Source organism: Spirosoma knui (assembly GCF_054780635.1).
In genome coordinates, this window is record NZ_BAAGVY010000002.1 from 863180 (window position 1) to 877054 (window position 13875).

At 52.1% G+C, this 13875-nt stretch carries 10 protein-coding genes; 4 read left to right on the forward strand and 6 right to left on the reverse strand.

Annotated features, from left to right (window positions below):
• The first annotated feature begins 9 nt into the window (after nt 1-9).
• Nucleotides 10-969 (forward strand): methylenetetrahydrofolate reductase [NAD(P)H], encoded by a 960-nt coding sequence (gene metF / locus ACYVIY_RS08375; RefSeq protein WP_460975851.1) that lies wholly within the window; start codon nt 10-12, stop codon nt 967-969.
• Nucleotide 970: 1 nt separating this feature from the next.
• Here metF and ACYVIY_RS08380 read toward each other — a convergent pair whose 3' ends face one another.
• The 3 genes from ACYVIY_RS08380 to ACYVIY_RS08390 form a co-directional block, all read right to left on the reverse strand.
• Entirely contained in the window at nt 971-1774 is an 804-nt protein-coding gene (locus tag ACYVIY_RS08380) for a LytR/AlgR family response regulator transcription factor (protein WP_460975852.1), read from the reverse strand.
• 4 nt (nt 1775-1778) lie between these two features.
• On the reverse strand, nt 1779-4790 hold the full coding sequence (locus ACYVIY_RS08385) for a sensor histidine kinase (protein ID WP_460975853.1): 3012 nt from the start codon (nt 4788-4790) through the stop codon (nt 1779-1781).
• Nucleotides 4791-5052: 262 nt separating this feature from the next.
• Entirely contained in the window at nt 5053-5682 is a 630-nt protein-coding gene (locus tag ACYVIY_RS08390) for a hypothetical protein (protein ID WP_460975854.1), read from the reverse strand.
• 453 nt (nt 5683-6135) lie between these two features.
• Between ACYVIY_RS08390 and ACYVIY_RS08395 the strand changes: the two genes are divergently transcribed.
• A complete protein-coding gene (locus tag ACYVIY_RS08395; protein ID WP_460975855.1) occupies nt 6136-6591 on the forward strand; it encodes a DUF2147 domain-containing protein in 456 nt (151 codons plus the stop codon).
• Between the two features lie 85 nt (nt 6592-6676).
• Here the strand turns inward: ACYVIY_RS08395 and ACYVIY_RS08400 are convergent, their stop codons facing one another.
• Nucleotides 6677-8932, reverse strand: coding sequence for a gliding motility-associated C-terminal domain-containing protein (locus tag ACYVIY_RS08400; protein ID WP_460975856.1), 2256 nt, complete (start codon nt 8930-8932; stop codon nt 6677-6679).
• 68 nt (nt 8933-9000) lie between these two features.
• Here ACYVIY_RS08400 and rlmD point away from each other — a divergent pair, with 68 nt between their 5' ends.
• Nucleotides 9001-10434, forward strand: coding sequence for a 23S rRNA (uracil(1939)-C(5))-methyltransferase RlmD (gene rlmD / locus ACYVIY_RS08405; protein ID WP_460975857.1), 1434 nt, complete (start codon nt 9001-9003; stop codon nt 10432-10434).
• A gap of 120 nt (nt 10435-10554) precedes the next feature.
• On the opposite strand, the gene ACYVIY_RS08410 is transcribed toward rlmD, so the two are convergent.
• Nucleotides 10555-11550 carry a helix-hairpin-helix domain-containing protein gene (locus ACYVIY_RS08410; protein ID WP_460975858.1) on the reverse strand — a complete coding sequence of 332 codons (996 nt, stop codon included), beginning with the start codon at nt 11548-11550 and terminating at the stop codon, nt 10555-10557.
• 110 nt (nt 11551-11660) lie between these two features.
• On the opposite strand from ACYVIY_RS08410, the gene ACYVIY_RS08415 reads away from it, so the two are divergent.
• Complete coding sequence (locus ACYVIY_RS08415) at nt 11661-13169, forward strand: glycine--tRNA ligase (RefSeq protein WP_460975859.1); 1509 nt, start codon at nt 11661-11663, stop codon at nt 13167-13169.
• Between the two features lie 92 nt (nt 13170-13261).
• Here the strand turns inward: ACYVIY_RS08415 and ACYVIY_RS08420 are convergent, their stop codons facing one another.
• Entirely contained in the window at nt 13262-13621 is a 360-nt protein-coding gene (locus ACYVIY_RS08420; RefSeq protein WP_460975860.1) for a LytR/AlgR family response regulator transcription factor, read from the reverse strand.
• Nucleotides 13622-13875 lie beyond the last annotated feature (254 nt).

Consider the following 13875-nt stretch of genomic DNA (forward strand, 5'->3'; position numbering starts at 1 on the left):
CGTTACGTAATGACCAAAATTACTGACCACATTCAGGCTGCTAATGGCAAGCCCATCTTTTCCATTGAAGTCATTCCGCCGATTAAAGGGGATAATCTGAAAAGCCTGCTCGACAATATCGAGCCGTTGATGGAATTTAAGCCACCGTTTGTCGACGTTACGTACCATCGCGAAGAATACATCGAACGGCCCTTACCCGATGGCACCATCCAGAAGATTGTCACCCGCAAGCGTCCCGGTACGGTAGGCATCTGTTCGGCCATCATGCACCGCTTTGGCGTTGACCCGGTGCCGCACGTCCTATGCGGAGGATTTACGCGGGAAGAAACCGAAGATTTCCTGATCGATCTGCATTACCTGGGCATTGACAACGTCCTGGTGCTGCGGGGCGATCCGGCCATGCCATTTACGACCTTCAAAGCCAAGGAAAACGGCTACGCATACGCCAGCGAACTGGTCGAGCAGGTGGCCAATATGAACCAGGGAATGTACCTGCACGAAGAAGATACGCCCCTGGCCCCGAGCAGCTTCTGCATTGGCGTAGCGGCTTATCCCGAAAAGCACTTTGAAGCCGCCGACCACGACATCGACTTCCAGTATCTAAAACAAAAGGTCGACAAAGGAGCGGACTACATCGTGACGCAGATGTTCTTCGATAACCAGAAATACTTTGACTTCGTCGAGCGCTGTCGTCAGCACGGCATTACCATCCCAATTATTCCGGGCCTGAAACCCCTGAGTACGCGCAAGCAGCTTCAAGTGCTGCCCAAACTCTTTCACCTCGACATGCCCGACGACTTAGTGCGGGCCGTTGAAGCCTGTGAGAACGACCAGCAGGCCCGGCAGGTAGGTATTGAGTGGAGCATCCAGCAGTCGCGCGAGCTGCTGGCGGGTGGCGCTCCGGTGCTGCATTTTTACACGATGGGCAAATCGGACAACATCACGACAATTGCCCGGGCGGTGTTCTAACTCAGGCGATCTTGCCGGAGTTTACGTAAAAGTCAGCCAGTAACGACAGGAAATCTTCTTTACGTCGACGGGATACCTCTACTTCGGAGTTGTCGCTTAGCCACACCTGGCCGCCATCGCCTTTAACGTATCGTTTGATGTGTTCGAGGTTCACGATGTTGGACTGATGGACCCGGAAGAAATAATAGTGGTCCAGAATCTCCTCGTACTCTTTCAGCAGCCGGGATACCACAATGGGTTTGCTGGTGGTGAGGTGAAATTTTGTGTAGGAACCCAGCGATTCGCACTGGATGATGTCGGCCATCTGCACAAAATGAATGCCCTCGGCGGTGGGCAGGGCGAGCCGCTGGTTGGCGTTGGGCGTCCGCTGTTTCAGACCCGTATGCTGGGGCTCGTCGATGTGTTCCTGTAGAATCTTCAACTGCTGCTGATCGACGGGTAACAGCCTTGTTTTGAACTTGCCGATGGCCGATTGAAGTTCATCCGGATCGATCGGTTTGAGCAAATAATCGATGGCACTGAATCGAAACGCGCGGATGGCGTATTCCTGGTAAGCGGTGGTGAAAATCACCCCGAAGTCGGCTTTGGGGAAGCTGGACAGCAGGTCGAAGCCAGTTTTGCCCGGCATCTGAATATCCAGAAAAATCAGATTCGGGCGCTGCTCATGGATCAGAGCGATGCCCAGATCCACATTTTTCGCTTCGCCACAGATAACCACATCCGGGCAAAGTAGTTGAAGCAGGTTCGAGAGGGCCTGGCGGGCGTTGGTTTCGTCGTCGATAATAACGGCACGTAGCGGATTCATTGGTTCAGGGCGTTTCAAGCGGAATAGTCATGACAATCTGGGTACCTGCGGGGTTGTTGTCGGCATCGACCAGGTCGATTACGGCCAGGCGGGCGGTACTGTCTTTATGGCGCAGCGACTCGAAGATACCGTTAGTCATTTCCTGTCCTCGGGAGATGTGCCCTTCACGGCGGGGCGAAAACGCCCGGCCTACGCCGTTATCTTCGATGGTGCAAATGATGTGCTGCTGGTCAACCCTGGCCGAGATAATAAGCCTTTTCTCGCCTTCTTTCGGCATCAGGCCGTGCCAGATCGCGTTTTCGACGTAAGGTTGCAGGAGCATGGGCGGCAGGAGCGTGTTCAGCAGGGCGTCGTCATCGGCAATGTCAAATTCGTAGCTGAACTCATGGTTGAAGCGGAACGACTCGATCTCGACGTACATCCGTAACGTATCAATGATCTGCTCGAACGGCAGATACTGGTGGTTCGAGTTCTCCATGATCCGACGAACCAGCTTCGAGAATTTTGAGAGATATTTCGCGCCTTCGATGCCTTGGTTGGTGAGCAGGTAATTCTGCACGGAGTTAAGCGAGTTGAACAGAAAATGAGGGTTCATCTGCGATTGCAGGGCCTTCAGCTTCAGCTCAGTCATCTGTAACTCCAGCCGATTTCGCTCCGCCAGCGTGTACACCCGCCAGCGCATAATACCGACCAGAATACCCGCTACAACCAACCCGACCAGGCTTCTGAACCACCAGGTACCAGTAAAATGCGGTTTAATCGTCAGCGGCACCGCCAAAGGCGCAGCGCTCCATTCGCCAAAACTATTGCTTGTTTTTACCTGTAACCGATACGTTTTGGCCGGAAGGTTGGTGAACGAAACCGTGTTCTTGGTGCCAAGGTCTACCCAACTGTCATCGTAACCTTCGAGCTGGTACTGATACCGGTTTTGGGAGGCTGGCTCGAAATTCAAGGACGAAAAACTGAAGGTAAGCGCGTTTTCGTCGGGGTTGACGGTGATGCCCTGGGTCGGATTGCCGACGTAATAATTTCCTTTTACCTCAACGGACGTGATAACAACTTTGGGCGCACTTTTTCGGACACTTAACGTATCGAGGTTTAGGATGTTGAGGGTATTGATGTGCCCAATCAGCAGTTCGCCCGATTGAGTTTTCAGAAATCCAACTGGGTAGTTGCTGTGCAGTCCTTCAATTGTGGTCAGGTATTTTAGTTTCCGCGTTTTCGGATTAGCAATATGAATTCCCTCGTTGGTACTGAACCATAAGTTCCCCAATTTGTCTTCGCAGATGTTCGAACAATACGTATCCGCCAGTTTATCGTGCTTGTATTCGAACGTAGCCAGAATCGCACCTGACGCCGAAACTTTGTTGACTCCGCCCCAACTGGCCACCAAAATCGATCCGTCTTCCGCCCCTTGTACGGCGTTGATACAGAGGCCACCCAGCGGTTTACCTGTATTGATGGGGAGTTCATTGATGTTAACAAACCGCGATTGAGCCGGGCGTGATGGCCGTTCGTCGAAATAATATAACCCATTTGGGCAGGTAGCTACCCATATTTTCCCGTCGGCTCCTTCTGTAATCGATTTTATGTAATTGTTTTGGCAAAGCTGTCTGCCCATCGCACTAGTCCACAGCTTCACTTCGGCATAGCTGGTTGGGTCAATCACTTTTAGCCCTTCGGTCAGGTTGGCGATCCAGAATCGCCCTTTTCGATCCAGCAACCCGTCCCGGAATTCGACAGAGGTAAACAGCCGGGCTACGGCCGGTACAGCCACGAAATTGCCTTGAGCGGCATCGCCAAAAAATACGCCTTTATCGGTAAATGCAACCGGACGGTTTTGAATCCAGCGGAGACGGTAGGTGTAAGCATTGGTCGGGTATGAACGCAGCTTAAACTGATTTGTCGATTGGTGCCAGTCCAGGACGCCCGAGTGCGACAGCCCCAGCAGGTAATTTCCGTCGGGCTTTTGCAGGGGACTAGTCAGTTCGACCGGTAGTCTGACGGCGCTGGCGGGGACATCGACGGTATGAATGCCTGAATTGCGGTACCGGTATTTGAAAAGGCCCTCCCGCGTGCCGATCCAGAGAATGCCGTTCTCTTTATCGTCATACATGTCTTTGACGTGGATGCCCCTATTGTAAAATTCCGGTACGTGGTACACCTTACCCTGCGCCGGATAGTATAGGCTTACGCCTTTCTCCGTGCCAATAAACAACAGTTTTCGGCCATTCTCGTCGACCGACTCCTGCCCACAAATGACGTTCTGGTTCTCGAAACCGGCGGACTGAACCGAAAATGACCTGTCATCGGGCGAAAACCGAATCAGCCCCTGGTCATACCCGCCAATCCATATAATACCTTGCGCATCTTCGAAGGCTTTCTCCAGGCGGATTGGCCGTTTATTCTTGGCCAACTGGGCTTCGCGGCCGATGATGCAGCTCAGTTGGTCGGTCCGGCGGTCGTACTGGTAAAGACCAATCTCGGAAATTATCCAGAGCCGATGGCGGCTATCTTCAAAAAAAGTGGCATCCTGGTGGACGTTATCAGCCGAGGAAAGGGCGTAATTGCGAAGCTTTTTCTGACGCAGATCATAGCGCTTAACCGAGGTGTAATCGGACATCCAAACCTGATTATACGAATCCACAAAGACCCGCTCATGCATGTCATTCGTTGGGTCCTTATCCTCGTAATTATTGTGGAGTAGTGTTTGGGCTGTCAGCCGCCCGGCATCAATGGCGCACAACCCTTCTGTAGCAATGGACGCATATACCGTACCATTCGAGTCGAGTGCGATGCTGGAACAGTAGCCGACTTTTAAGGTCTCTAGCCGCTGAAACGTATAGCCGTCATACCGGCAGATGTTCCGGCCGGTGCCTACCCACAGGAAGCCCTGTTTATCCTTTTTCGTACACCAGATATCATTAGACGGTAATCCTTCTTTAGTGGTCAGGTGTTCGAGGGCCAGCGTAGGCATCTGTGCGCTGACGGTTCCAGCTAGCAAAAGCTCCAGCATAACCCAGAAAAAGCAGCGCAGATACCTCATGAGACATAACCAGGCTAATTAGCCTGTAAGGACGTATGAACTAAGGATGTAGATTGGAGCGCTGTAAGTTAGTGCGTAACGGGTGCAGGATCAGCCGCGCTCTTACTTAAAGGTAAATCTGCAAGTTGGCCGTAGCGGACGAACTCGTTAGCCGGTCGGTTTTCTGGGAAAATTGGTGGGTCTGACTTTATATCCGGAGCGCAGCCAACCTAACCAGGAAAACGCTTGCCCGTTACGGCCGTTGAAAAAGTTGCCCGATGCGGCTGACGACACGCGCTGGGTAAAGGGTTCGGGAAAGGAACTGTCGGGTATCGTACACGACCTGGCCATTTTCGTCGGTCAGGTATTCGAAGACCGTGCCTTGATGTGTCTCAATCCGATAGTTACCCAGCAGCATCCAACCCATAATACCCAGTACAAATAGAAAAATGGGAAAAATCAGCAGATAAACTGTGGTTGTAAGCTGGCGCTGGTAGCTGATCACCAGCCACACGGAATTGGAAGCTGAGTTGAAAAAAATCGGTACTACGTCGCCGGGCTGTATATTCGTAAACGTATCGTCCCATCGGCTAACAGTTTGCTGACCAATTCGGCCTTTACCGGTTCGGTCGGTAAAGCGCAGTTGGACGCGGGTAGTCATGAACTGGGTCGACCTACCAATCACCGTGGCCTGAGTGATAGCGCTGCGTTTCTTTACCTCGCTAAGCGAGCGAAAATGGATAAACCAGCCGTAACACAGACTGATGCTGATAAGGAAACATATTGAGAACAGCCGGAAGCCCAGCGAATTATATCTCCGCAATACCAGCGTGTAGAACATTATCAACCCTGCTCCCCAACCGAGTAATTGCCAATAATTCATTACGTTGGATATTATTGATTACCTGCTTAAACCTACGAGTACCAGAACTGTCAAATGGCCGGGCTGCATATATGGTAGCTTCTGATTCAAAAACGGTGCCGTTTGACTGATGGACGGTTTGCTGACGGCTTCGTATCGGTTGTGCGCTGATTTATACCAGTCGTTGATCGTACTCTTTACGTTAGTTGGTCATACGCCACAGATCGTCCGGCATTTGCATAAACCTTTGCTTTGTGAGTAGTCTGTTGCCAATCTAGTCATGCGGATTTGGGTAAAGTATGGGGGGTAAACTGCGATGGACACAGCATAGCTCCTAAAGGCCTGAATAAACGTAAGCCGTTATGTCGAGACAACTTAGAGTATGCTCATACAGTAATTTTTCCGAGTCGTATCGGCATCCGTCTGCTATTTTCGTTATAGAGTAAGCATAAACCGACAGTGTATCCTTTAGTTATGTATAGATTTCGCCCGGCACTGCTGCTTTTACTAGTAGCCATACTGACAAGCTCGTTCTCGCCCAAATCGGATAATCCGGATGCGGTGGTGGGAAAGTGGCTTAGCTCAAAGAAGAAAAATCAGGTGCAGATTTATAGACAGGGTACTAGCTACCATGGGAAGCTGGTCTGGATGCAGGAACCCAACGATCCGTCCACAAACCGCCCAAAGGCAGATGGAAAAAACCCCGATGAAAAACTGCGGACACGGCCACTGATCAACATGCTAATTATGACCGATCTTCGCTACAAGGGCAATAATGTCTGGGGGGATGGATTAATCTACAACCCTGAAGATGGCAAAACCTACGGCTGCCAGGTAACACTTAAAGACGCGAATACGCTCGACGTGCATGGGTACGTATTTGGCATCAGTATGCTGGGTAAAACCCGTACCTGGACCCGGGTGAAATAGATTTTTAAAAAGAGAAAAAAGACGGAAGACGACACTGTCAGGAGGCTCAAGTCTTTCGCCTTACGTCTTTTTCTTTCTTATAGTATCACCGAATCAGAGTTACTGGCCCTTTAAACGATCGTTTGCTGGTGGTAAGCAGGTAATAGTACGTTCCGGTTGGTGCGTCGGTGCCAGCCCAGCGGAATTTCGGGTCTATGGATGAAAACACCGTCTGCCCCCAGCGATTGGTGACCTGAATCGATTTAAACTGTTCACTACAGGCGTTTTCCGGCAAGTCCTTCACCGCAAAATAATCATTCATCCCGTCGCCGTTGGGCGTAAATACGTTCGGAACGGTTATCTCCGCATCGACCGATGGATCTTTCAGACGAAACGTAACGGTCGTTACATCTTGGTGGTTAGGCTGGCAAGAACGGTCGTCTACAACAAAATCTACGACGAATGTTGCCTCATTACGTCCGGCGAGCAGTTCGCAGCTTGGCCGCCAGCTAAACGGCGATTGCAGAGTGGGCGCACCCAGCTTATTCGTGAACGACATGCCTACGCCCTTCACGTCGAATCCCCGGCCAATGCCTGTAAGCTGCAACGTATCGCGGTCGGGGTCGTTGCCGAGCACATTGAAATCCACCTGACCGTCGGCTCCCGTCGGACTAACGATAATGTCAACAGTTTGCTGCGCCAGGCTTGTGCGTACGTTGGGGGGGTGACTGGGTAGCCCCTCAGCCGCGAGTCTGACGGTAATGGTGTCGCGCAGGTTCCGGCTGCACCGATTATCGGTTACAATAAAGTCAACCAGGTACTCCGATTGCGTCGCCTGCGAACAGGTTGGCTTCCACACAAACGGCTGGGCGACTTTACCGATACCCGTTGCGGAGGAAAACGACATGCCCGCCTGAGCCAGGGCGAATCCACGTCCGACAGCCTGGATGCTGATGTTGTCATTGTCCAGATCGTTGCCAAAGGCGGTAAACGTAAGCGACGACCCGACCGAAACCCGGCTTTGGTTATTGGCCAGGTTTGTGCTCGCAACCGGCTTATTGTTCGGGCCCGGAATGATGTTCAGGCGAATGCTGATGGTGTCGCTCAGCCCTTGCGGACAGCCATCGTCACTGGCCCGGATGAGTAAGGTAAACGGGCGACCATCGCCCCCCACGCATTTGCCAAAGCAAAATTTGGCCTGCAACGTATCGCGGCTGGTGCGGGTAAGCAATTCCCCCGGCGCAACGCTCAGACCAGGCAGCGATCCGCTCATGTTGATGATTTGAATACGCTGGTTGGCATTCGGGTCGGTGATATACAGATTCAGACAGTTCGTGTCCTGCTCGGCAATCGTCAGCACCGTTCCTTCCGCATAAAACGCTTTTTGCCCTTCGGTACGTAGCAGCAGCTTGGGCGGGTCATTTTTCTGACAGTCGAGTACCAGCACCTGATAATCGCGCCGGACACGCCCGATGAGCTTACCTGCGCGGTATTCGCCAACTTCCACCGAAAAGACGAATAAGCCCGTTCGGTCGGGTGTTACGTTCAGCAGGCCCGAACGTGAGTTGATGCGCAACGGAACCGTACCCGGAATCTGATTGGCAGCTGAAATGCCGTTTATCCATCGCACCGGCGGGTAAGGTCCCGACGCAAAATAAGGCGGTATGTTACGGTTCAGCGCCCCTGGGTTTGGGTCAAGTGTGGTGCTAAAGCCATTAAAAGGCGTTACCAGGGCGTAGCTCAGGCTGTCGCCGTCGGCATCTTTCGCGCCGAAGTCAAGTGTAAACGGTTGACCAACACAGGCGTAATCGCCTTTCGGAATAGTAAAAACCGGCGACGAGTTGTTTACCCGGGTTTGCCCGTTGGTAAGGGCCGGAAATTCAAGGTAAAATGTTGAACCTGACCCGCCAGGATTGTCAATGTTTACGATGGTACGATTACGGCAGCAGCGTTCCCAGGAGATGTAATAGCCATTCGGATCATTGAATACGTTCGGATCGAGCGTCAGATCGACACTATGGCGAATTAAGCGGGTGCTCAGACTGCCGCTGGTACAGGCCGGTCGCGTATACGGTACGTATTCGCTGCTGATTCGATTGAGCGGAACGTACCCAATAAACTGGTTATTCCGTTTGGCAAAAATCCCCACCGTTACCCGACCATCGTCGGCACCGGGGTCGCCGTTCACATCATCGAAGTATAAGTTGAGGTTGATGCGATGCGTAAACGCACTCTGCGCACCCAGATAGCGCAGTTCGAGTTCACCCCCAACGATGTGCGTAGCAAACGCGAACGGGCTGAGTGTCAGGAAAAAGCTGGTTGCTAAAATCGTTAACCGCCAAACACGGTAGACGTTGGACATAGAGAGAAACGGTTCGTAATTGGGTTCGTCCGAAAACGGCTGCTTAAATTAGCAGTTTTTTAGGACTTATGCGTAGGAAGATCCATAAAACACCCGAACGGTTGGCAGGCATGCGTATCGATGCTGTAGCCGCTGAGGGGAAGTGTATAGTACGTACCGACGAAGGTGTCATCTTCGTCGAAAATCCCACGGGAGGGCCCGGTGTTGCACCCGGCGACATTGTCGATCTGCGCATCACCAATAAGAAAAAACAGTACCGAGAGGCTGTTGCAGAACACATTCAGGAACGGTCTTCCGTACGAACGGAGCCATTCTGCGAGCATTTCGGTACGTGTGGCGGGTGCAAGTGGCAGCACATCCGGTACGACGAACAACTTAGCTTCAAGCACCAACAGGTGGTCGATCACCTAACCCGAATCGGTAAGGTCGCTCTGCCAACGATTCAACCTATTCTGGCGGCTCACCCGACTCAGTATTACCGGAACAAGCTGGAATTCACATGTGCCGAAGGGCGTTGGCTGACCCAGGACGAAGTGCGTTCTGACGAGCCGATGGACCCGAGGGCGGTTGGCTTTCATGTGCCCGGCCGATTCGATAAGGTGCTGCCCATCCGGCATTGCTACCTTCAGCCCGATCCATCGAACGACATCCGGCTGGCCGTGGCCGACTACGCCTTTCGGAATGACATCAGCATGTATAATCTGAAAGTGCATACTGGTTTTCTGCGTACGCTGATTATCCGTACTGCCGATACTACGCAGCAGGTGATGGTAACGTTGCAGGTGGCGCAGGACAACCCCGAGCTGTTAACGGGCCTGCTTACGTTTCTGCGGGATACGTTTCCGCAGATTACCTCGCTGAATTACATTCTGAACACGAAGAAAAACGATAGCTATCAGGATCAGGACGTAATCCACTGGGCGGGTAAACCCTATATCGAAGAGCGGATGGAGCACCTAACGTTTCGGGTAGGCCCCAAATCGTTCTACCAGACGAATGCGCAGCAGGCTTACAATCTCTATAAGGTGACCCGCGACTGGGCCGGACTGACGGGCCGCGAACGGGTGTATGACCTGTACACGGGCACGGGTACCATCGCGCTGTTCGTGGCACACCAGGCCCGGGAAGTCATCGGAGTCGAATACGTTGAGGCATCCGTAGCTGATGCCCGCGTAAATGCAACGGTCAATAATATTACCAATGCCAGCTTTCATGCAGGCGATATGCGGGAAATCTTAACGGACAGCTTCTTCGACCAGCACGGCCGCCCCGACGTCGTGATAACCGATCCGCCACGGGCCGGTATGGACGAAGCCGTGACCCGTCAACTGCTCAGCGCAGCCCCTGAACGAATTGTGTACGTAAGCTGCAATACGGCCACCCAGGCCCGTGATCTGGGCATTCTCGATGAAGGATACGTCATTGACCAGGTGCAACCCGTCGACATGTTTCCCCATACGCACCATGTCGAGAATGTGGTATTGCTGAAAAAGAGGAAATAGAGGGAGGAGGGGAAGAAGGGGAGTAAAGGGGAGGAGGGGGAAGATGGAGAAAGGGGATAAGGCAGATTGACAGATTGCCTTTCCTCCATCTTCCCCTTCCTTCCCCTCTTCCCTTTCTTCCTAAAATTCTAGATAAGGGGCGATCTTCTCGATCGTTTTGGCGTCGAGAATACGTATCGGCTTTAGTGATTCGGCGGAGGTATACGCACCATGCTGCTCGCGGTAACTGACGATGATCTGCGCTTGCCGTCTCGACAGAAACGGATGGTGGTCTAGTTCTTCGGCACTGGCCGTGTTCACCGGAATCTTGCGGGCGCTGGTTCTGATCTTACCGAACTTGAGCAATTCGTCGACGGCGCTCGAATCCAAACCATACACGTCGCGAAACTGATCCGTTGAAATAAAGCCGCCCAGCGCATCACGGTATTTGACGATACGTCCGGCTAACGTAGCGCCGATCCCTTTCAGGGCAATTAACTGGCTCGTATCGGCCGTGTTAATATCAAATGGTTGAAGTACGGGTTTAGCTGGTCGTTCAGCGTAGGTAGTTCGCTCCGCTGGTTCGGTTCGGTCAGTGGAGTAGCCTGATCGCGCTGACGCGGTGAAGTTGCCGCTTTCCTGGCGAGTTCCTGCTGGGCTTGCCTTGAGCGCAATATAGGGTTCGAGCTGGTCGTAGAGGTCAGGCGGGAAATCGTAGATACGTAACAGATCTTCTTTCTTCCGAAACTGCCCGCCTTTACTACGGTATTTTTCAATACGTTCGGCTAACCATTTCGGCAAACCGAGTTGCTGCCATCCGGCCACACTGACCGTATTGGGGTCGAAAGTGAATAGTTTAGGTTCGCTAAAGTGCTCGGCTGTAGTTTTTTCAGCAGAACGGCGGTCGCCAAATTTCGGCTGCTTCGCTTCTTCAGTCTGCATCAGCGCGACAAGGCTATCCAGCTTCCGCTGGTCGGCGGGTGACGTAGTGACGGAGGACCTGTCGGCAAAGAAGCGAGTCAAAAACGGAGCCAGGACAAAAAGCAGGGTAAGAACAAGGAGGACAATAACTCCTCTGGCTTCCTTATGCGAAAGCCCAAAGTAGTCGCGTATGAGCGACTGGAACCGGTTGAACATGGAGAATACGGTGGATCAGTATAGTTTTAAATGGTCAATATAGGTTACTTAAGTAGGATTTCTAGCTCTCAGCCGATTAATTCATTCCCTGTTGTATTTTTGCCGCACGTATGAATACTACTCAAACCCGTACCGACGGACCGCCAGCAGCATCGCTGCAAGATATTATCGCCCACGCCAAAGAATATGGCTTTGTGTTTCCCTCGTCCGAAATCTACGACGGCTTACAGGCTGTGTATGATTATGGGCAGAACGGCGTTGAACTCAAGAACAATCTCAAAACGCTTTGGTGGAAAGCTATGACGCAGTTGAACGACAATGTTGTCGGCATTGACGCGTCGATTTTTATGCATCCACTCACCTGGAAAGCTTCCGGACACGTCGATTCGTTTAATGATCCGATGATCGACAACCGTGATTCGAAGAAGCGGTACCGTGCTGACCAACTCCTTGAGTTGAAGGCTGAGGAGTATGCCAATGCGGGTGACGAAGCCCGGAGTCAGGCGCTTTTGCAGGAAATGGGTCGGTTGTTGGGTGATAATGATCTGGAAGGCGTTCGGAATCTGATTATTGCCGAAGGTATCAAAGACCCTGTCTCGGGCACCGACAATTGGACGGAGGTTCGTCAGTTCAACCTGATGTTTTCAACTCAGGTTGGGTCGTTAGCGGAAGACGCCAGCCTGATTTATCTGCGTCCGGAAACGGCACAGGGAATTTTCGTTAATTTCCTGAACGTACAGAAAACCGGCCGCATGAAGGTGCCGTTCGGTATTGCCCAGATTGGGAAGGCGTTTCGGAATGAGATCGTTGCCCGTCAGTTTACGTTCCGCATGCGGGAGTTCGAGCAGATGGAGATGCAGTTCTTTGTTCGGCCGGGTACTGAAATGGAGTGGTACGAGCGCTGGCGGGATACGCGGATGAAGTTCCATCAGGCGGTTGGCCTGCCTGCCGAAAAGCTGAAATTCCACATTCACGAGAAACTGGCCCACTATGCCAATGCCGCCGTGGATATTGAGTATCAATTTCCGTTTGGTTTCCGCGAGATGGAAGGTATCCACTCCCGTACCGATTTCGATTTAAAATCGCACCAGGAGCTTAGCCGTAAGAAACAGCAATATTTTGACAATGACGTTGATCCGGCAACGGGTAAGCCTTACGGCAATTACATTCCTTACGTAGTGGAAACATCGGTAGGCGCGGATCGGCTATTTCTGGCCGTGTTCTGCAATGCGTTTACCCGGGAGACCGTTGGCGAAGGCGACGACCGGAAGGAGCGTACGTACCTGAAACTACACCCGGCATTAGCTCCGGTTAAAGCTGCGGTGTTCCCGCTTGTGCGCAAAGATGGCTTACCGGAGAAAGCCGAGCAGATTGTGAAAAGCCTTCGTTCGGAGTTTCGGGTCATCTACGAAGAGCGCGACGCTATCGGGAAGCGTTACACCCGGCAGGACCTGATCGGAACCCCGTTCTGTATCGCCGTCGATTACCAGAGTCTGGAGGACGACACCGTCACCATCCGTTACCGGGATACAACCGAGCAAATTCGGGTGCCGATCAGCGAGTTAAAGGCGCGCATTGGTCAGGAAGTATCAATGGAACGCGTTCTGGAAAAAATGTAAGCGTCTAAAGTTGACCATACGCAGAAGGGGCGCCCACTAGTGGGCGCCCCTTCTGCGTATGGCTATGAAAGAATTAAAAGCTGAAAAAAAGATTAGCTGAGATGAGACGCATTACCAGCTAATTGACGGCGAACGGTCGTCCAACGCCGACGTGATACAGGCAACACTTCGCCCGTTGACAAATGAACCAACCCACCGGTATCGGTACGTTCCAGCCGCTCGACGTAGCGCCGATTGACAACGCAGTTGCGATGCAGGCGAATGAACAATTCGGTCGGCAGTTTGGGGGAATAGTACTTTAAGGTACGTGGCATAAGCATACGACGGCCGTCTACCCAGTTCAGCCAGCTGTAGTTCGCTACCGCTTGCAGATAAACAAGATCAGCTACCGAGAACGACTGCCGACCTGTTTCGCGTAGGTACAGTTTGAGAGGAGGCCACTCCGTTGGCATAGTGCGAGCTGAGCTCGAAGCAGAAGAAAAGTATGTCACGAGAGTTTGCAGTTTTGGTTTATCGAAAGTTGGTCAAGTGTTTATGATACAATACTAAACCGAATGCTTTCGAGCCTCTTGCTCTTACGTAACAAAGCCTATAAAATTTGTAACATCTGCCTAAGAGTAGCCCGTTAACCTGAGCCATTGGCTCAGAATAGACTACAAACTATACCGTTTTGGGCGATTTTGATTGGAGGAGATAAACATAGACA